General features: G+C 62.3%; 16 protein-coding genes. 7 read left to right on the top strand and 9 right to left on the bottom strand.

Features of this window, described 5'->3' with window-relative positions; translation table 11 throughout:
- Positions 1-2: 2 nt before the first annotated feature.
- Genes IAE37_RS09945 through IAE37_RS09915 form a run of 7 tightly spaced genes read right to left on the bottom strand, consistent with a single transcriptional unit; the run spans position 3 to position 6,718 of the window.
- Positions 3-782 carry an enoyl-CoA hydratase-related protein gene (locus IAE37_RS09945; RefSeq protein WP_236409887.1) on the bottom strand — a complete coding sequence of 260 codons (780 nt, stop codon included), beginning with the start codon at positions 780-782 and terminating at the stop codon, positions 3-5.
- Entirely contained in the window at positions 779-1,777 is a 999-nt protein-coding gene (locus IAE37_RS09940) for an NAD(P)H-dependent flavin oxidoreductase (RefSeq protein WP_236409892.1), read from the bottom strand. Before IAE37_RS09940 ends, IAE37_RS09945 begins: the two co-directional genes overlap by 4 nt.
- On the bottom strand, positions 1,774-2,934 hold the full coding sequence (locus IAE37_RS09935; RefSeq protein ID WP_201172842.1) for an acetyl-CoA C-acetyltransferase: 1,161 nt from the start codon (positions 2,932-2,934) through the stop codon (positions 1,774-1,776). The genes IAE37_RS09940 and IAE37_RS09935 overlap by 4 nt, the downstream gene beginning before the upstream one ends.
- Positions 2,927-3,724 carry an enoyl-CoA hydratase/isomerase family protein gene (locus IAE37_RS09930; protein WP_201172841.1) on the bottom strand — a complete coding sequence of 266 codons (798 nt, stop codon included), beginning with the start codon at positions 3,722-3,724 and terminating at the stop codon, positions 2,927-2,929. The genes IAE37_RS09935 and IAE37_RS09930 overlap by 8 nt, the downstream gene beginning before the upstream one ends.
- The gene (locus IAE37_RS09925) at positions 3,721-4,788 is read right to left on the bottom strand and encodes a phosphotransferase (protein WP_201172840.1); all 1,068 of its coding nucleotides are present in this window, start codon (positions 4,786-4,788) and stop codon (positions 3,721-3,723) included. Before IAE37_RS09925 ends, IAE37_RS09930 begins: the two co-directional genes overlap by 4 nt.
- On the bottom strand, positions 4,785-5,960 hold the full coding sequence (locus IAE37_RS09920; RefSeq protein ID WP_201172838.1) for an acyl-CoA dehydrogenase family protein: 1,176 nt from the start codon (positions 5,958-5,960) through the stop codon (positions 4,785-4,787). The genes IAE37_RS09925 and IAE37_RS09920 overlap by 4 nt, the downstream gene beginning before the upstream one ends.
- On the bottom strand, positions 5,957-6,718 hold the full coding sequence (locus IAE37_RS09915; protein WP_201172836.1) for an SDR family NAD(P)-dependent oxidoreductase: 762 nt from the start codon (positions 6,716-6,718) through the stop codon (positions 5,957-5,959). The genes IAE37_RS09920 and IAE37_RS09915 overlap by 4 nt, the downstream gene beginning before the upstream one ends.
- 235 nt (positions 6,719-6,953) lie before the next feature.
- On the opposite strand from IAE37_RS09915, the gene IAE37_RS09910 reads away from it, so the two are divergent.
- From IAE37_RS09910 to IAE37_RS09885, 6 genes are all read left to right on the top strand, one after another.
- Complete coding sequence (locus IAE37_RS09910) at positions 6,954-7,568, top strand: TetR/AcrR family transcriptional regulator (protein WP_201172834.1); 615 nt, start codon at positions 6,954-6,956, stop codon at positions 7,566-7,568.
- 44 nt (positions 7,569-7,612) lie between these two features.
- Complete coding sequence (locus tag IAE37_RS09905; protein ID WP_201172832.1) at positions 7,613-10,255, top strand: LuxR C-terminal-related transcriptional regulator; 2,643 nt, start codon at positions 7,613-7,615, stop codon at positions 10,253-10,255.
- Positions 10,256-10,460: 205 nt separating this feature from the next.
- Positions 10,461-11,771, top strand: a complete 1,311-nt coding sequence (locus IAE37_RS09900; RefSeq protein ID WP_201172830.1) for an MFS transporter — start codon at positions 10,461-10,463, stop codon at positions 11,769-11,771.
- A 69-nt stretch (positions 11,772-11,840) separates the two neighbouring features.
- The gene (locus IAE37_RS09895; RefSeq protein WP_201172827.1) at positions 11,841-13,115 is read left to right on the top strand and encodes an OprD family porin; all 1,275 of its coding nucleotides are present in this window, start codon (positions 11,841-11,843) and stop codon (positions 13,113-13,115) included.
- A gap of 49 nt (positions 13,116-13,164) precedes the next feature.
- Entirely contained in the window at positions 13,165-14,304 is a 1,140-nt protein-coding gene (locus tag IAE37_RS09890) for an acyl-CoA dehydrogenase family protein (protein ID WP_201172825.1), read from the top strand.
- 23 nt (positions 14,305-14,327) lie between these two features.
- A complete protein-coding gene (locus IAE37_RS09885) occupies positions 14,328-15,407 on the top strand; it encodes a CaiB/BaiF CoA transferase family protein (RefSeq protein ID WP_201172823.1) in 1,080 nt (359 codons plus the stop codon).
- A 66-nt stretch (positions 15,408-15,473) separates the two neighbouring features.
- On the opposite strand, the gene IAE37_RS09880 is transcribed toward IAE37_RS09885, so the two are convergent.
- The gene (locus IAE37_RS09880) at positions 15,474-16,454 is read right to left on the bottom strand and encodes an NADPH:quinone oxidoreductase family protein (protein ID WP_236409885.1); all 981 of its coding nucleotides are present in this window, start codon (positions 16,452-16,454) and stop codon (positions 15,474-15,476) included.
- Positions 16,441-17,178 carry a nitroreductase gene (locus IAE37_RS09875; protein ID WP_201172821.1) on the bottom strand — a complete coding sequence of 246 codons (738 nt, stop codon included), beginning with the start codon at positions 17,176-17,178 and terminating at the stop codon, positions 16,441-16,443. Before IAE37_RS09875 ends, IAE37_RS09880 begins: the two co-directional genes overlap by 14 nt.
- Positions 17,179-17,270: 92 nt before the next feature.
- On the opposite strand from IAE37_RS09875, the gene IAE37_RS09870 reads away from it, so the two are divergent.
- Positions 17,271-18,164: a LysR family transcriptional regulator gene (locus IAE37_RS09870; RefSeq protein ID WP_201172819.1), complete on the top strand. Its 894-nt coding sequence runs from the start codon at positions 17,271-17,273 to the stop codon at positions 18,162-18,164.
- Positions 18,165-18,166: the final 2 nt, after the last annotated feature.

Below are 18,166 nucleotides of genomic sequence, written 5' to 3'. Positions count from 1 at the left end.
GATCAATACCCAACCCATCGGGGAGAACGCTTCTGCGCGAATGCCTTGGGCCCTTCGATGGCATCCTGCGAGTTGAGCATCGCCTGCACCTGAGGGTCATCCCATTGTTCATGCAAGGCTTGCGGCAACGGCACATCGAGGCCGCGCATGACCGCTGCCTTGGTGGCGCGCACGGACAACGGGCTGCACGCCAGGATATCGTCTGCCCAGCGACGCGCGGCCTGCATGACATCTCCTTGCGTGACTTCGTTGACGAAGCCCAGCTGCAGCCCCTCGCTGGCCGAGACCCGGCGGCCCGTGAGCAGCATGCCCATGCTGCGCTTCAAGCCAATCAATCTGGGCAAGCGTTGCATACCGCCGGCCAATGCGGCCAGGCCGACCCTGGCTTCCGGAAGGGCGAACGCGGCGGCTTCCGAGGCAACGATGATGTCGCAGGCCAAGGCCAACTCGAACCCGCCGCCCATGGCCACGCCGTTGACGGCGGCAATCACGGGTTTGTTAAGGTCGAAACGCGAGGTGAGACCGCCAAAGCCCCCAGGCGGAGTCCCCAGGCTGCCGTTGTCGGCTTGCTGCTTCAGATCGTGCCCAGCGCAGAACGCCTTGCTGCCACTGCCAGTGACGATGGCTACCCACTGCTCGGCATCTCTGGCGAAATCGTCGAAGGCACGTTGCAGTTCTTCATGAGCTGCGTAGTTAAGTGCGTTATGCGCCTCGGGGCGTTGCAACGTGATCACGGTCAGACGCCCCTCGTGGCGGACGTCGATGTATTGATAATTCATCATGCGATCTCCTGGCGATGTTCGAGCATGCCGGCCAGCCGCCCACGAATGATTTGCCGAGCATCGTCGACCATGCGGTCCAACAGTTCCTTGCAGGTCGGTACATCCCGGATGAGGCCTTGGATCTGCCCTGCCCAGATGAGCCCGGCATCGAGGTTTCCGGTTTCCAGGGCCTCACGGCCACGTGCACCCGACACATAGCTACGAATATCCTCGAAAGTCGCACCTACCTCGTTGGATAACTTCACCACCGTATCGGATACGCTGTTTCGCGCAACGCGACCAGTGTTGTGGAATCGGCGGAAAATCAGGTTGGTGGCACGCTCGTCGTTCTCTACGAGGAACGCCTTGATGGCATCGTGGATGGGAGCCTCGCGAGTGGCGCAAAAGCGTGTACCCATGTTCACTCCTTCCGCCCCCAGGGCCATCGCCGCCGCCAGGCCTCGCCCATCACCGATACCCCCACTGGCGATGATGGGAATGTCGACCTGGTCGGCGGTGGCGGGAATCAGCACCAGCCCAGGGATGTCATCCTCCCCAGGATGCCCGGCGCACTCGAAACCATCGATGGAGATGATATCCACGCCCATGCGCTGCGCGGACAGGGCATGGCGGACGGCAGTGCACTTGTGGATCACGGTAAGCCCGTGGGCCTTGAACGCCTCGACGTGCTCCTGGGGCTTGTTGCCTGCAGTTTCCACGATACGTACGCCCGATTCGATGATTGCCTGGCGGTACTCGGCGTAGGGCGGCGGATTGACCGACGGCAGGATGGTCAGGTTCACCGCGAAAGGCTTGTCGGTCATACGCCGGCAGCGCTCGATCTCGCGCCGCAAATCGTCCGGGGTCGGCTGGGTCAGCGCGGTCAAGGTTCCCAGGCCACCGGCGTTGGAAACCGCAGCCGCCAGTTCGGCCCGCCCTACCCACATCATCCCACCCTGGACGATGGGATGCCGGATTCCCAACAGCTGCGTCACGCGGTTGCGAAAAGTCATCAGCACACCTCCAGGATGGTGACGTTGGCAATGCCACCGCCTTCGCACATGGTTTGCAGACCATAGCGTTTGCCCCGGGACTTGAGCGCGTGTATCAGGGTGGTCATCAGCTTGGTCCCCGAGGCACCCAGCGGATGGCCCAGGGCGATGGCGCCGCCATTCACGTTCAAGCGCTGCGGATCGGCTTCGAGTGCATCGAGCCAGGCCAGTGGCACAGGTGCGAATGCTTCGTTGACCTCGTACAGGTCGATATCCGCAATGTTCATGCCGGCCTTCTTCAGCGCCTTGCGCGTGGCATGGATCGGCTCTTCGAGCATGATTACCGGGTCGCCCGCCGTCACCGTCATATCGACGATCCGGGCAATCGGCGTCAGCCCATGGGCTTTCAACGCCCGTTCGCTGACGATGAGCACGCCAGAGGCACCGTCGCAGACCTGGCTGGCGTTGGCTGCAGTGACCACGCCATCTGGCACCAAGGGATTGACCGCAGCGATGGCTTCGAGCGAGGCATCGAAGCGAATGCCCTCGTCTACCCGGTGCTGCTCGCCGCCCACGTCCAGGCCGATGATTTCCTGATCGAAGGCGCCAGTGCGGGCGGCATGAGCGGCCCGCTGATGGCTACCCAGGGCGAACCGATCCAGCATCATCCGATCGTAGCCATACTTTTGCGCTAGCATTTGCGCGCCGGCGAACTGACTGAAGGTCTTGACCCCAAAACGTCGCTGGATCCGTTCACTGAATGGGCCGATGCCAATCCCTTCCTTCTCGTGCAGTGACAGGTTGGAGAACATTGGCACGCGGCTCATGCTTTCGACCCCCGCCGCCACCACCACATCCTGGATGCCCGACATCACTGCTTGGGCCGCGAACTGCACCGCCTGCTGTGAGCTCCCGCATTGGCGATCGATGGTCACTGCCGGGACGCTCTGGGGCAGCTCCGATGCCAGCACCACATTTCGTGCAAAGGCGAACGCCTGTTCACCCGCCTGGGTGACGCAGCCGAGGATCACATCATCCACGGCAGCGGGGTCTATTCCCGCACGGTCCACCAGGGCATTGAGCACCTCGGCACCCAGATCCGCCGGGTGCCAACCTGCAAGCTTCCCGTTTCGACGACCGCCGGCGGTACGCACCGCAGCGACGATATAGGCATCAGCCATGACTCGACTCCTTGTTGTTCTTGTGGATGCGTTGTTCAACGAATGCTGCGACCTTCTCCCGCACAAAGGAGCCAGAGGCCAATGTCGAGATGCTTCGGGCCTCTTGCTCGAGTTGGGCTTCGAGGCTGGCCGCGTGGGTTTCGAGCAACAGCCGGCGCACCTGGCCAAGGGCGGCTACGTTCATGGCTGCAAGCCCGTGGGCCAGTTCCAGCCCCTCCATTTGCACCCGCGCGCCATCGACTACCCGGGTGACCAGGCCATCGGCAAGCGCCTGCTGTGCGCTCAGTGGCTGGTTGAGCAGAATGATTTCCTGGGCGCGGCGCAAGCCCACCAGGCGCGGCAGCAGCCAGCTCAGGCCGCCATCGGGGCTTAGGCCGATCGATCCATAGGCCGGGGTGAACGACGCACGCTCTGCTGCGACGACGATGTCCCCAAGCAGTGACAGGCTCATGCCCGCGCCTGCCGCCGGACCGTTGACCAACACCACCAGCGGCTTGCCCATGCGCATCAGCCTCGACACCGCCAAGTGCAGGGTGCCAGCCAACTCACTCAGGTAACCACCAATCGCATCCCCGGCAGCAACGAACGCATCCAGGTCGCCACCGGCGCAGAACAGCTTTCCGCTCCCCGTCAGCACCACACTGCGCACGTTGCTGTCCTGGTCACAGGCAATGACTGCCTTGAGCAGCGCCTGAGCCATCGGCAGGTCGATTGCATTGCCTTGCTGTGGTCGGTTCAGCGTCAGAGTCGCGATACCTTCGTGAATCACAAGCAATACCGAATCGTTCATCGACATGCCTCCAAGGCCGTGCGCGCCAGCTTTGCCAGCACCGGGAAACTCCTCGCTCGCTCATGGGCATGGGCAGACGCTGCCGTACCGCGCAGGACACGGCCCTTGATGCCGTGGAAGATAGCCGCCATGCGGAACAGGTTGAACGCGATGTAGAACTCCCATTCGGGTATCGAGGTGCGCCCGGTGCTCTGGCAATAGGCTTCGACGTATTGCGACTCGCTGGGGATGTTCAACTGCTGCAGATCCGCGCCGGCCAACCCGGCGACGATGTCCGGCGGCATCCGGTACATCATCGCGTGGTTGGCGAAATCGGCGAGGGGGTGGCCCAGGGTGGACAGTTCCCAATCCAGCACTGCAATCACCCGGGGCTGCTCGGGATGGAAAATCATGTTGTCGCAGCGGAAGTCGCCGTGGACGATCCGGGTTTCGTCGCCACTGGGAATATGCTCGGGAAGCCATTTCACCAGCAGATCCATGTCAGCGTTTCGCCCGGCCGCCTCATCCTCCAGATACTGGCGCGTCCAGCGGCTGATCTGGCGCGAAAAATAGTTGCCGATCTTGCCGTATTGCTCGAGGCCCACCGATGCTGGTGCAATGCCGTGCAATCGGGCTAGCGTGCTGTTCATGGCCTGGAAGTACAGCGGCCGCTCTGCAGCACTGACACCTGGGAAGGTGGCATCCCAGAAAATCCGCCCTTCCACGCGCTCCATCAGGTAGAACGGCGCGCCGATCACCGAGGTGTCGGTACACAGGCCGAATATCCGTGGCACGCAATAGCCCGCCCGTGCCAGGGCTTGCTGCACCTGGGCCTCGCGCTCGACCGAGTGGGCGCCCTTGAGCAACACTCCGGAAGGCTTGCGCCGCAGCACATACTGACCGCCTGGCGTCGTGACCTGGTAGGTGGGTATCGATTGCCCACCGTTGAACTGGAGGAGGCTCAGAGGGCCACGGAAGCCTTCCACATTGGTGCGCATCCAGCGTTCCAGGGCCTCCTGGTCGACTTCCATCTGCGCCCGGACGGCACCCGCTCCGGCATTCGCCTGCTGCTCGACGGCATTCATTGCGTGGCCCTCACCCAGTCACGCTTGATCATTTTCGCCAGTGACCATTTGTGCACCTCCGTCGGCCCGTCATAGATCCGAAACGCACGGATCTCACGGAAGACTTGCTCGACGATGGTGTCACCGGCCACGCCACTGCCGCCCATTACCTGGACGCAGCGATCGGCCACGCGCATCAGGGCTTCGCTGACCGCCACCTTGGTCATCGAGCTTTCGCTGCCGCCCGCCGCACCGCTGTCGAGCACACCCGCGCACCAATCGATCATCAGCTCGGCCTGCTTGAGGTCGATCAGGTTCTCAGCCAGGCTGAATCCCGTTCCCTCGTGATCGATCAGCAGCTTGCCGAACGCCATCCGCCGATTGGCGTAATCGGTGGCGATCTCGTTGGCCCGCAGACAGGCGCCATACCAGCGCATGCAGTGGGACAGTCGGGCCGGTGCAAGCCGAACCTGGGCATAGCGAAAACCTTCCCCAGCCTCGCCGAGCATCTGCCTGGCGGGTACCCGCAAATTGTCCAGCGTGACGACGGCGTGGCCACCCGGCATCGAGCTGTCGAGGGTGCGCGGCACCCGTTCGATACGGATGGCAGGATCAGGGAGCTCCACTAGGAACATGCAGGCGCCCTCCTCGGCCTTGGCCATCACGATCCCCACCTGGGCTCCTTGGGCACCGGTGATAAAGGCCTTGCGGCCATTGATCAGCCAATCTTCGCCTTCGCGGCGACAGGTGGTGCGCATCATCGACGGGTCCGACCCAGCGCCGCCGTCTTCTGCCGGTTCGGTCATGAAGAAGGCCGAGCGTGCCGTACCTGCCACTAACGGTTCGAGGAATCGTTGCTTGAGGTAATCGCTGCCCACTTTGCCCAGCAGGTACATGTTGCCCTCGTCTGGCGCGCAGGTGTTGCAAGCCAACGGCCCCAGAGGCGACAAACCGGTGCGCGCCAGCACCACGGCTGTCCCACGCTGGCTCAGGTGGCTGCCATCGGCCAGGATATGAGGTGTCAGCACACCCGCCTGGCGGGCCTTGCCCCGCAGTTCCCAGACAAGCTCGTCGGCGGGACAGTCATGATGATCCCGGCGCGGATCCTGTTCGTAGGGAACAACCACCTCCCGTACGAATCGCTCGACGCGCTCGGCAATGCCGGCGGCCAGTTGCAGGTCGTCGACATTCATCGGGCAGCCATCCTGATCGCGCCATCCAGGCGGATGACTTCGCCATTGAGCATCGGGTTCTCGACGATCGATTGCACCAACTGGGCGAACTCATCCGGTTGGCCCAGACGGCTGGGAAAGGGAACCTGCTGACCGAGTGATTGCTGCGCCTCCTCGGGCAACGCGGCCAGCAGCGGAGTCAGGAAGATCCCCGGTGCGATGGTCATCACCCGGATCCCGTAGCGGGCGAACTCACGGGCAAGGGGCAAGGTCATGCCGACGATACCGGCCTTGGAGGCGGCATAGGCCGGCTGGCCGATCTGCCCATCGAATGCCGCAACGCTGGCGGTATTGATGATCACCCCACGCTCTTCCTCGCTGGCCTGCGTGGCGTGCAAGCGGGCGGCGAACTTGGACAATACGTTGAAACTGCCGTTGAGGTTGATATTGACGATCCTGGCGAAGTCGGCGAGTGGCAACGCCCTGCCATCTCGACCAATAGCCTTGGCCGGCGGCCCGATACCCGCGCAGTTGACAAGGATGCGTGCCTTGCCATGTACGCCTTCGGCCGTTTCCAAGGCGTGTTCGATCGCGTCCTCCTGAGTGACGTCGGCCTTGATGAATACGCTACCGGTGACGCGAGCGTGCGCTTCGCCAAGTTCCTGGTTGAGATCGACGATCGCAACCCGGGCCCCCGCTGCGGCCAATCTTGCCACCACCGCGCCACCGAGGCCTGACGCCCCTCCTGTTACCACTGCAGCTACGCCTTGGATCTTCATCGAGCACATCCCCTGCTTGTTTTTGTCGGATCGGTCTCTGATTGCGGCAGGCAAAAAACCAATCGGTAGACCACCTACTCACGAGTAGGCTAGAATTCCAACTGTGTCGCTGTCAAGGTGCTGCCTGACGAAAACAGCAGTGGAATGAACCCTCATGTTCTGCGTGGGCGGTGCCACATCCCGCTGGCGGGTCGAGTCCCTTTTCAGCCCCCGAATACCGACTGGAACGATCAACGTGACCGACAACTCCCCTTTCCAAACGGCGCAGCAGAAGCACAACGACCGCGAGGCCAAGCGCCAGGCCGTGCTGCGCGCAGCCGTACGCATCTTCAACGAACGCGGCTTCCACGCGACGCTGCTGGAGGACGTGGCAACGAGCCTGGGCATCTCCAAGCCGACCATCTACCACTACCTGGGCAACAAGGAGCAGGTCTTGCTGCACTGTGTCGTGCACGGTCTGGAACAGCTGATCGACGCTGCGGAGTCCGCGCGGCAGGAGCCTGGCCGCGGCATCGATCGCCTGCGCAGCTACCTGCGGCGATACGCAGAAATCAACATGGACGATTTCGGGCGTTGCGTGATTCGCACAGGTGACGAGGCACTCTCGGAAGAAGGCCGAACGAAGTTCAGGGCTTTGAAGGGCCAGATCGACCAGGCCATGCGCCGGTTGATCGAAGAAGCGATAGAGGACGAATCGATCGCCCCCTGTGACCCCAAGCTCCTGGCATTCACCCTGGCCGGTGCGCTCAACTGGCCAGCGCGATGGTTCTCGCCAGAAGGCAAGCAATCGCGGGAAGAAGTCGCAGGACAAATGGTCGATCTACTGACCCAAGGCTTCGCCCCACGCTGAAACGCCCGATCCGGGTTGCCGACGAACGCAGGAGGCTGTGCACCATGCCGGACGTATTCGCAGATCCGCAATCGAGCTTTGCCGGGCCGGCCCTCTCCCCGGTACTGGTGCACCGCAGCCATTTGGTATCGCTCATTGCCCAGTCGAGCGGCACCTTGACGCTGCTCAGCGCTCCAGCAGGCTTTGGCAAATCCACGGCCATGGCACAAGCCTTCGAGCATTTTTCGAGTACCGGCATCGCCACTGCCTGGTTGAGCGCAAGGCCCACGGACAACGACTTGCCAAACTTCCTGACCCGGCTGGAGAGACTCGTCAGGCATCTGGGTATCGCGCAACCCGGCAGCGATGCGGTAGCCAGCATGGCCAAATGCAATGGCCGTTTCGCACTGTTCGTCGATAATCTGGAACACATCCATGAAGCCGCGGTTCTCGAGCTGCTCCACGAGATCGCCCAGCGCTTGCCCCGTCAGGCCTACCTCATAGCGGCAACACGGTTGAATCCCAATATCGGTCTATCCCGCCTGCGGGTCAGCGGACGATTGACCGAAATCGGCACCGATGAGCTCAGGTTCGGCTTCGAAGAGAGCAAGGCGCTGTTCGATGCCCAGCTTTCGACAGGGACCCTGCCACTGCCAGCGCTCGAATCTCTGCATCACAAGACCGAAGGCTGGGCGGCGGTGCTGTGGCTGGCCTCCATTGCCCTGAAAAGAACCGCTTCCGGTGTCGATTTCATCGCCCGGTTTTCCGGTTCTACCGGTACGATCGCCCAGTACCTCAGCGAGGTGCTGCTGGCCGAGCAGCCCGAACAGGCCCGCCGCTTCCTGTTGCGCGTCTCGGTGGTCAAGTCGTTCGACGCCTCCCTGTGCAGAGTATTGGATGACGACGTCGATACCCAGGCGATGATCGAAGAACTTCACACGCAAGGGTTGGTCATGCCCCTCGAGTCCAGGCCAGGGCACTGGCGCTTCCATGGTCTTTTCGCCGAGTTCCTGCGTGATCGACTGCTCCGCGAACAGCCCGAGCAGTGCGCGAGCCTGCACCTGGCAGCGTCACGATGGTTCGCAGCTCACGCCCAACCAGTACTGGCCATCGACCATGCCGTGCTCGGGCGCCACCACCACCAGGCGATCCAGTTGCTTGAACGGCACAGCGAGGCGCTGCTTGAGCAAGGCCGGATGCGTCTGCTCAGGCGCTGGTTCACGACGTTTCCCGAAGCGCTACTGCTCGCCCATCCGCTGCTGTACATGCTCTCGATCTGGGCCACGGCGCTCACCGAAGGCGCCCATGCTGCCCTTCGGCGCTTGCAACTCCTCGACTGGCGCAACAGCCCCGAGCCCGGCGTACGCAACCATGGCGCAGCGCTCTACCCGACCTTGCTGGGCATGCAGGATCACTGCGAGGAAGCGATAGCTGCCGGACGACTCGCGCTGGACACCATGGATCCTGGTTACAACTTCGCCAGCGCCACGCTGCTGAACGCCATCGCCCACCAGACATTGATCATCGGCGACGCCTGTGATGCGCAACGCATACTGGATGCAGCACGGCGGTTGCACGGGGGCGAGAGTCACTTCAATCGGATGTACTCAGAAACCACCGAAGGCTTGATCGACCTGCTGCATGGTCGCCTGCGACATGCCTCGGCACGTTTTCGCCTGGCAGTAGATGCGACCCACACCACCTGCACCCGCCACGCCCACGGCAATGCCTGGGCCGGCGTGCTGTACACCGCTACGGTGTACGAGGCCAACGACCTACTCGGTACCCGCCACCTGATCAACGTCTACCTGCCGCTGACCCGAGAGGTGGGCATTCCCGATCACCTGATTCTCATCTACTTGCTCAAGGCACGCTCGGCTATCATCGAGCACGACCTCGACACCGCGCTGCAGGCGCTCACCGAGCTCGAGTACCTGGGCCACCGCCGCAGGCTCCCCCGAGCCGTGGCGGCAGCGCAACTGGAGCGGGCCAAGATCCTGCTGATCCAGGGCAGAGGCGATGCTTCTCGGAATGAGCTGGCCAGGGCGGATGATCCGGCCATCTGGGCAAGGGAGTGCCGCCTGCGACTGCTCGCCCACGATAGTCATTACCTGCGCCTGGCACGGCTCAGGTGGGAAATTCATTTTGGTAGCCCAGCGCTGGCGCTCAAACAGCTCGAAATCGATCTTGGCGCGGCTCAAGCGTCAGGTCGACGCCATCGAGCCTTGGTGTTGCAGTTGCTCAAAGCCCTGGCCTTGCACCGTTGTGATCAGGTGATCGCCGCGCACAGCGAGCTCGAGGACGCTTTGACGTTCGCCGCCAGCGAACGTTACGTACGCACACTCCTGGATGAAGGCCCCCTGCTGGGCCAGGTGGTGCATGCATTCAAACAGGCCTACGAGGCCCGTAGCTCACGCAACCCTCTGCTTTCTGATTACCTGCGCGAGTTGCTGGTCGGCTTTGGCCCCATCCCGTGCAGCCCGAGCAAGGAACCACTGCCCACACCGCTGGCGGACCCGCTTACGCGCAAGGAGATCGCGGTACTCACCTTGCTCACCGAAGGCTGCTCCAATCTGGACCTGGCCGACCGCCTGCACGTCTCGACCAGTACCGTGCGTACCCACCTGCGCAACATCAACGCCAAGCTCGAGACCACCAGCCGCAACCAGGCGCTGGCAGTGGCACGCAAGCTCGGGCTGGTCTGCTGAAACGAGGAGAAAAATCGTCCTTTGTGCCGATTTTTCTCCTCCCACTTCTCCATAGAGTGGTCCTGCAAGCCCCGGCTACAGGGCGGCCATGGCGACACCGAAGCGTGTGCGCCGATATTCGGCAATCGCTGCTCCGGCGCCGGTCGAGTTAATGCAAACCCGGCCCCGCGGCAGATCCAACAACAATAATTACAGGGTTGGTGCAATGAACGATCAGGCCACGTCTTTTCCGTATGTCGAAAACAAGATCTACCACGGGCGCTGGTACGCCGTCGCATGCCTGATGGCCTTCTATGCCATCTCGATGGTCGACCGCTTCATCCTTTCCGCCGTAGCCCAGCCCGTTACCCAAAGCCTGGGGCTGTCCAATACGCAGATGGGCCTGTTGCTAGGAGCGGGCTTCGCCGTGCTGTATGCCATTGCAGGCATTCCGGTCGCCTACCTCATCGACCAAGGCAACCGCACCCGCATAGTAGTGGGTGGCGTGCTGCTGTGGTCGGCCATGACTGCAGCTTCGGCATTCACGCTCGACTTCACCACGCTGATCGTCTGCCGCGCCGGTGTCGCTATCGGCGAGGCCGTTCTCACACCTGCCGCCATGTCCCTGATCGGGGACATGTTCGTTCGCAAGCAACGGGCACTACCGACCAGCCTGTACATGGCAACCGGTAACGTGATGGCGACCGGGGCGTTTCTGATCGGTGGCGCCGTCTATCAATATGCAGGCACCCAGCAACTGTTCCCAGGTATGGAAGCCTGGCGCTTCACCCTGCTGGTGGTTAGCGTGCCGGGCCTGCTGGTGGCGCTGCTGTTTGCGCTTACCGCACGTGAGCCTGAGCGCGCAGGCTCCGTGACCACGACCGGACATGAGGCACTGCTGCCGTTCCTGATCCAGCACAAGGCCATGTTCATCCCTTTTTTCATCGCGATCGGCATGATTTCTTCACTGACCTTGGGGGTGATTTCCTGGGCCCCTACCCTGCTGGTTCGCCTGCACGATCTGACGGCATCCCAGGCCAGCTTCCTGTTCGGCTCGGTGGGTCTGCCGACCTCGGTCCTGGGCACGCTATGCCTGCCCTGGCTGGCGAACAGGCTGCAAAAAGCGGGTAAACCGGATGGCATCGTATGGGTGCTGGTGCTGTGCGTCAGCGTGCCGGCACCGGCCATCATCGCCGGCCTGCTGCTCGGACAGTACTGGTTGCTGGTTGCGGCTTTCGGCTTGTGCATGATGTTTCTGCCGAGCATTTCGGTGATGGCCTGCCTGGGTATGCAAATGATCAGCCCGTCGCGCCTCAGGGCCCGGACCGTGGCGGTGACGCTATTGGTGATCAACCTGTTCGGCTACACCGTAGGCCCCTTCCTCAGCGGCCTGCTGGCCGATCGTGTATTCAGCGGGCCAACCGCCATAGCTTCGGCGCTGGCGACCATGGCTGCGGTGATCGGGCCTGTGGCCATCGTCGGGCTGCTCCTCGCACGGCGAGATTTCGGGCAGATGATGCACGCACAAAACGACTGACGTCACCTTGTCTGATGGCCCCTTCGCGGGCCATGACCTCCACACAAAAATAAATACTGGAGTGTTCCCATGCGTTTGCGCACCACCGGGTTGTTGCTGTCTTCGCTACCGTTCTCACTCGTCGCCCAGGCGCAAAGCGCCTTTTTCACCGAAAGCTCCGCTTCAGTGTTGCTGCATAACTATTACATGGACCGGGATTACAAGGATCCGGCCAATCCCGCACTCAAGCGTGAGCTACGCGAATGGGCCCAGGGCGTGACGCTGGACTTCAAATCAGGTTACACCGAGGGCCCGATCGGGTTCGGACTGGATCTGCACAGCATGACCGGCATCAAGCTGGACTCTTCCCCCGATCGTGCCGGCACCCAGTTGCTGCCTCTCGACTCCAAAGGGCGGGCCGAAGACGACTACAGCAACTTCGGCGGCGTGGCCAAGGCGCGCTACGCGAAATCGAAGCTCAATCATGGTCGCATGGTCCTCACCTTGCCCGTCGCTTACTCGAGCCCAGGCCGGCTGCTGCCACAGATGTTCCAGGGCACCACCTTTCAATCGGAGGACATCGACAACCTGACGCTGCTGGGCGGTTACCTGGATCGCATCAAGTTCCGCGACTCCAGCAACTATGAGCACATCCGGGTGACCGCCCAGAACGGCCGCTTCCGGGATGTCGACTCCAGCGGCTTCAGCTATGTCGGCGCCAAGTACAACGTCGCGCCAAACCTCACGGCCAGCTACTACCATGCCACCCTCAATGACATCTACCGCCAGGATTACATCTGGCTGGTGCACGACACCCCACTCGGCCCCGGCAGCCTGAAAACAGATTTTCGTTGGGTCGGCTCACGGGAAGACGGTGCGGCCAACGCCGGCAAGGTCGACAACGACAATTACGGCGTGGTGTTTCGCTACTCGCTGGGAGGCCACACCTTCAGTACCGGCTACATGGCCTTGTTCGGCGATACGGCGCAGCCCTATATGGGGCGCAGCGAACCCTCCCCCACCGTGGAGGGTGCCATCGCCACCGACTTCCTCAACGCCAAGGAACGCACTTGGCAAATCCGCTACGACTACAACTTCGCGGCAGTCGGCATTCCTGGGCTGACCGCCATGCTCTGGCACATGCGCGGCGACAACATCGAGCTTCCTGAACGAATGGGCGGACGAGGCCTGTACGAGCGAGAGAGCCAGGCGCAGGTAGCCTACGTGATCCAGTCAGGTCCATTGCAGGGCTTGGGTTTCAAGGTCCGTCATGCCTGGTACCGCAACGACTTCACACAGGCAGCCACGTTCCGCGACAACAACGACCTGCGGGTGAACATCCTCTACACATGGAAACTCTGGTGAATCTGATCGGGGCGCCGCTTCGCGCCCCGCAATATGTTAGGGAGAGGCTATGCAACGTTCAGGATTCAACATCGAACATGACATCTTCCGCGAAAGCTATCGGGCTTTCTTGCGCAAGGAAGTCCAGCCGAACAAAACCGCCTGGCGCGCCAGCGGCATCGTCCCGCGGGAAATGTTCCGCAAGATGGGCGAGTTGGGCTACCTGCTGGTGTGGGCCGACGAAGCCCACGGCGGGCTGGGCCTGTGGGACTTCCGCTACCAGCAGATCATGATCGAGGAAGACAACCGGTTCGGCGAGGTCGGCTTCTACCATACGCTGCACAGCCGCCTGGTAGCGCCCTACCTCCAACATTTCGGCAACACCGAGCAACAAGCGCGTTTTCTACCTGGGTGCGCAACGGGTGAAACCATCCTGGCGATCGCCATGACCGAGCCGGATGCTGGCAGCGATCTGGCCGGCATGAAAACCCGTGCCCAGGAACAGGATGACCACTGGCTACTCAACGGCGCCAAGACCTATATCTCCAACGGCATCAATGCCGACGTAGTGCTGGTCGCCGCCAAAACCAGCGGCAACGACCCTCGCCAGATCGGGCTGTTCCTGCTCGAACGCGGCATGCCTGGGTTCGAACGTGGTCGTCAGTTGGAAAAGATGGGCCTGCATGCCCAAGACACCGCCGAGCTGTTTTTCCATGACGTGCGGATACCCAAGGCGAACGCCCTGGGCGATAGCGCCCTGGGCTTGAAGTACCTGAAGACATCGCTGGTCGAAGAGCGCCTGATCTCAGCGGTCGGGTCGCTGGCCAATGCCCAGTGCGGCTTCGACTTGACGCGCGACTACGTCAATCAACGCCGGGCCTTCGGTAGGAGGATCGCGGACTTTCAGAACACCCGGTTCACCCTGGCCGACCTTGCCGCCGACCTGGAGGTCGCGCAGGTCTACGTCGACCGCTGTGTCGAACTGCACAACGCTGGCGAGCTCTCTGCCCAGTCGGCCGCCAAGGCCAAGCTGGTCACCAGCGAACTGGAGTTCCGCTGCATGGACGCTGGCGTTCAGCTGCACGGTGGCGCCGGCTACATGCAGGAATACGAAATCTGCCAGCGCTTCCTCGACGCCAGGGTGTCGCGCATCTTCGCCGGTAGTTCGGAAATCATGAAGGAAATCATTGCCCGGGTAGTGATGGATTAATCGTTTTGATCATCGGAGGAGCCATGGGCCCACTTCAAGGCATCAGGGTTGTGGAAATGTCGGGCATCGGGCCGGCGCCATTCTGTGCGATGGTCCTGGCGGACCTGGGAGCGGAGGTCGTCCGCATCGTGAGGCCTGGCACGCCGGTCGATCCCAGGGATGTGCTGAGCCGAAGCCGGCCCACCGTCGAGGTGGACATCACCACGGCGCAGGGCCAGGCAGCGGTGCTCGCCCTCGTCGAGCAGGCCGATATGCTGATCGAGGGTTTTCGCCCCGGCGTGATGGAGAAAAATGGCTTGGGGCCCCACGAGTGCCAGGCGCGCAACCCGAGGTTGATCTATGGCCGCATGACCGGCTGGGGGCAGTTCGGGCCCCTGGCACATGCCGCAGGTCACGACATCAACTACATCGCCATCACCGGAGCCCTGCACAGCATTGGGCGCCGTGACGAAACACCCCCGCCACCGATCAATTTCGTCGGCGACTTTGGCGGCGGCGGCATGTTGCTGCTGGTAGGCCTTCTTGCGGCGCTGCACGAGGTCAGGCAGTCCGGAGTCGGCCAGGTTATCGATGCCGCGATGAGCGATGGCACGTCATTGCTGGCAGCGTTCATCCACGGCCTCAGGGCTCAGGGGCATTGGCAAGACCAGCGGGCGAGCAATCTCCTGGATGGCGCAGCACCGTTCTACGACACCTATCGCTGCGCCGATGGCGGCTTCATCGCGCTAGGCGCGATCGAACCGAAGTTCTACCAGGAACTGCGCGACCGCTGTGGGCTGCAAGACAGCGTGTTCGATGACCAGATGAACACCGATTGCTGGGCGACTCAGAAGCAGGCGCTGGCGGGGATCATCGCTCTGCGCACCCGGGATGAGTGGTGTGCGTTACTCGAGGGGACGGACGTATGCTTTGCCCCGGTCCTCGATTGGGCGCAGGCACCGCATCACCCGCACAATCGAGCCCGGGAAACCTTCGTGACGGTGCAAGAGGTCGTCCACCCCGCACCTGCGCCGAGGTTTTCGCGTACCACGCCGAGCCTTCCGCAGGCGCCTCATGCGATGTCTCTGGAACAGGCCATGCAACGTTGGGGAGCGGGGCGATAACCTTGCATCGACAAGCGGCAAAAAAAAAGGGCGCCTTGGCCGGCGCCCCTTCTACATCCCCTGCCTCTAGCGGCTCGATACATGGATGACGGTTTTTCCCACCCCCTTCCCAGTCAGCACGTAATCGAGCGCAGCGGCGTACTCGTTAAACTCGAACACCTTGCCAATTGGCGGCGACAGCTTGCCCTCGGCGACCCAGCCGAGCAGTTGGCGCAAGCACGCTTCGCTTTGTTCTACCTCGTAAAGCCCAAACTGGCGGACATCGACCCCCACCAGCGAGGCCCCTTTCAACAGCGGCAGGTTGGCACGAAGGGCAGGAATCGGTCCGCCGGCAAAACCAATCACCAGGTGCCTTCCACCCCAGGTCAGCGAACGGAACGCTGGCTCGAAGAGCGTTCCGCAAACCGGATCGAACACCACATTGGGCCCACGCTGGTTGCATAACTCCTTTACTTGGTCGCGGAAATCTCCGGCAGTCGAGTCGATGACATGATCGGCACCTGCCCGCTGCGCGAACGCGCGCTTTTCAGCGCTCGAAGCAACAGCTATCACGCTGGCGCCCAGACATTTGCCAACCTGTATGGCGGCGCAGCCGACTCCACCTGCTGCGCCGATCACGAGCAGAGTCTCACCGGGTTTCAGGTTCGCACGGTCACGCAAGGCATGCAGGGCAGTGACATGGTTTATCTTGAAGCCTGCCGCTTGCACGAAATCCATGTTGCCGGGTATCTGGCTGACCGAGGTACTCGGGGCCACGACTAGCTCGGCAAAACCACCGTGGACCTGCGTGATGACCCGGTCTCCTGGGGAAAAGCCAGCGACGCATTCGCCCACTGCGACGACTTCGCCGCTGATCTCCTGGCCAGGGACATGCGGCAAGGGTGGCTTGACCTGATACCGGCCAAGGGACTCCAGCGCATCGACGTAGCCAACGCCGCAGCAGGCCACTCTGATCAACACCTCATCCGTGTCCGGTACAGGCACCGGAGCATCCACCATTCGGTAGTTGGACGTAGACTCTAGATCGTGGGTTTCAACGCGCTTCATTTGACTCTCCAGATGACACGATCGAGGCATCAGGCCGCCGATCTGATTGAGCAAAGCCCCTGAATTCGGCCATTTCGCCCAGTGCGACCCGTTCGGTTCGCAGGCGGTTGATGGGATGCAGCGGGTCCGCGTAGCCCACTGCGACACCGCAGAACACCATCGCTCCCATTGGCAGCTGCAGCTCACGCTGGAGGGTTTGATGCACCAGCGTCCAGCAGGCCTGCGCGCATGTCGCCAGCCCTTGCTCGTGGGCCAGCAACAACAGGGTCTGCAGGAACATGCCCAGGTCGGCCCACTGGGCGCTACCGAGGCTTCGATCGATGCTGAGGATCATCCCGACCGGCGCGTCGAAGAACGTGAAGTTGCGAGCAAACTGGGCCGCCCGGCCAGCACGATCATCTCTTTCGACGCCCAGGGTGGCGTACAGGTCTTCGGCGCACTTGGCCCGGCGGGCCTGGTAGCGGGGCTCCAGATCTGCGGGATAGATGGGATAGCCCATGCCTTCACCACGAGGATTTGCCGTCAATGTGAGCGCCACGGCCTGTTTGAGCCGGGCGAGTGCGTCGCCGCTGAGCGCCTGAAGGTGCCACGGTTGCAGGTTGCCGCTCGAGGGCGAGTACAGCGCCGCCTCGATGATCTGGCGCAACAACGCCTCCTCTACCGGCCGCGCCAGGAATGCCCTGGTCGAATGCCGTTCCCTTACCGCATGCATGACTGCTGACATGGCGCCGCTCCTTTTTAGTCCATGTCTCATCGTATAGTTGCGAAATACGGATTAGAATATAGATTCCACGATTTCACTTATGCATAGATCGGATGAATAAACCCTCACTGGCTGATGCTGAGGCCTTCCTGGCTGTGGCGGCCTGCAACAGCTTCGGCTCGGCGGCGCGCGAACTCGGCGTCGCCCAGTCAACGATCAGCCGTCGCGTTTCCAATCTTGAAGCGAGGTTGGGGCAGCAATTGGTGCTGAGGACCACGCGAACCGTGTCGCTGACGGACGCCGGAACGAGCTATGCCACCGACCTGCGCGAGGTGTTGGCCAAGCTCAGCTCGGCCGACGCCCGGCTGCGAAGCGGGTTGCGCAAGGTGGAGGGGATATTGAGGGTGACTCTGCCATCCTCCTTTGGCCGGACCGTGGTATTGCCACGTATCGCCGAGCTGACGACACGCTTCCCGGGCTTGCGTTTCGAGGTAGACCTCTCGGACCGCTACGTGGACTTGCTCGACGGCGAGTACGATGTCGCCGTTAGGCTCGCAGCGCCTGAGCAATCCGGTGTGAGCTACGAGAAACTGACGTCGTTCGGCTTGGCACTGTGCGCCGCGCCGGTCTATCTCGAACGCCACGGCCAACTGAGCGAACTGACTGAACTGGACCGGCATGCGTGCCTTGCGCAGCGCGTCTATGCGCCGGTCATCAGTTTTCCGGTGTACTGGCGCGGGCAGAAGATCACGCTGGTGGTGAACCCGCGTATCACCGTCAGTGACTCGACGTCACTGCGCAGCCTTGCGCTTGGCGGTGCAGGGCTCGCTGTGCTGCCGCGGTACCTGGTCGAGGATGATCTCGCGCACGGCACCCTGGTCGAAGCACTCCCAGGGTTGGAGTTCGCACGTTACGATGTGTTCGCAGCATTTCTACGGCATAAGAAATCGTCCGAGAACGTCAAGGTGTTCCTCGACGCCCTGCGTGGCCTCGACCCCATGGGCTGAAG

Origin of the sequence: Pseudomonas sp. S31, assembly GCF_016648105.1 — a bacterium.
GTDB lineage: Bacteria > Pseudomonadota > Gammaproteobacteria > Pseudomonadales > Pseudomonadaceae > Aquipseudomonas.
The sequence above is the reverse complement of the archived record's forward strand: the minus strand, read 5'-3'. Positions and strand labels throughout refer to the sequence as shown.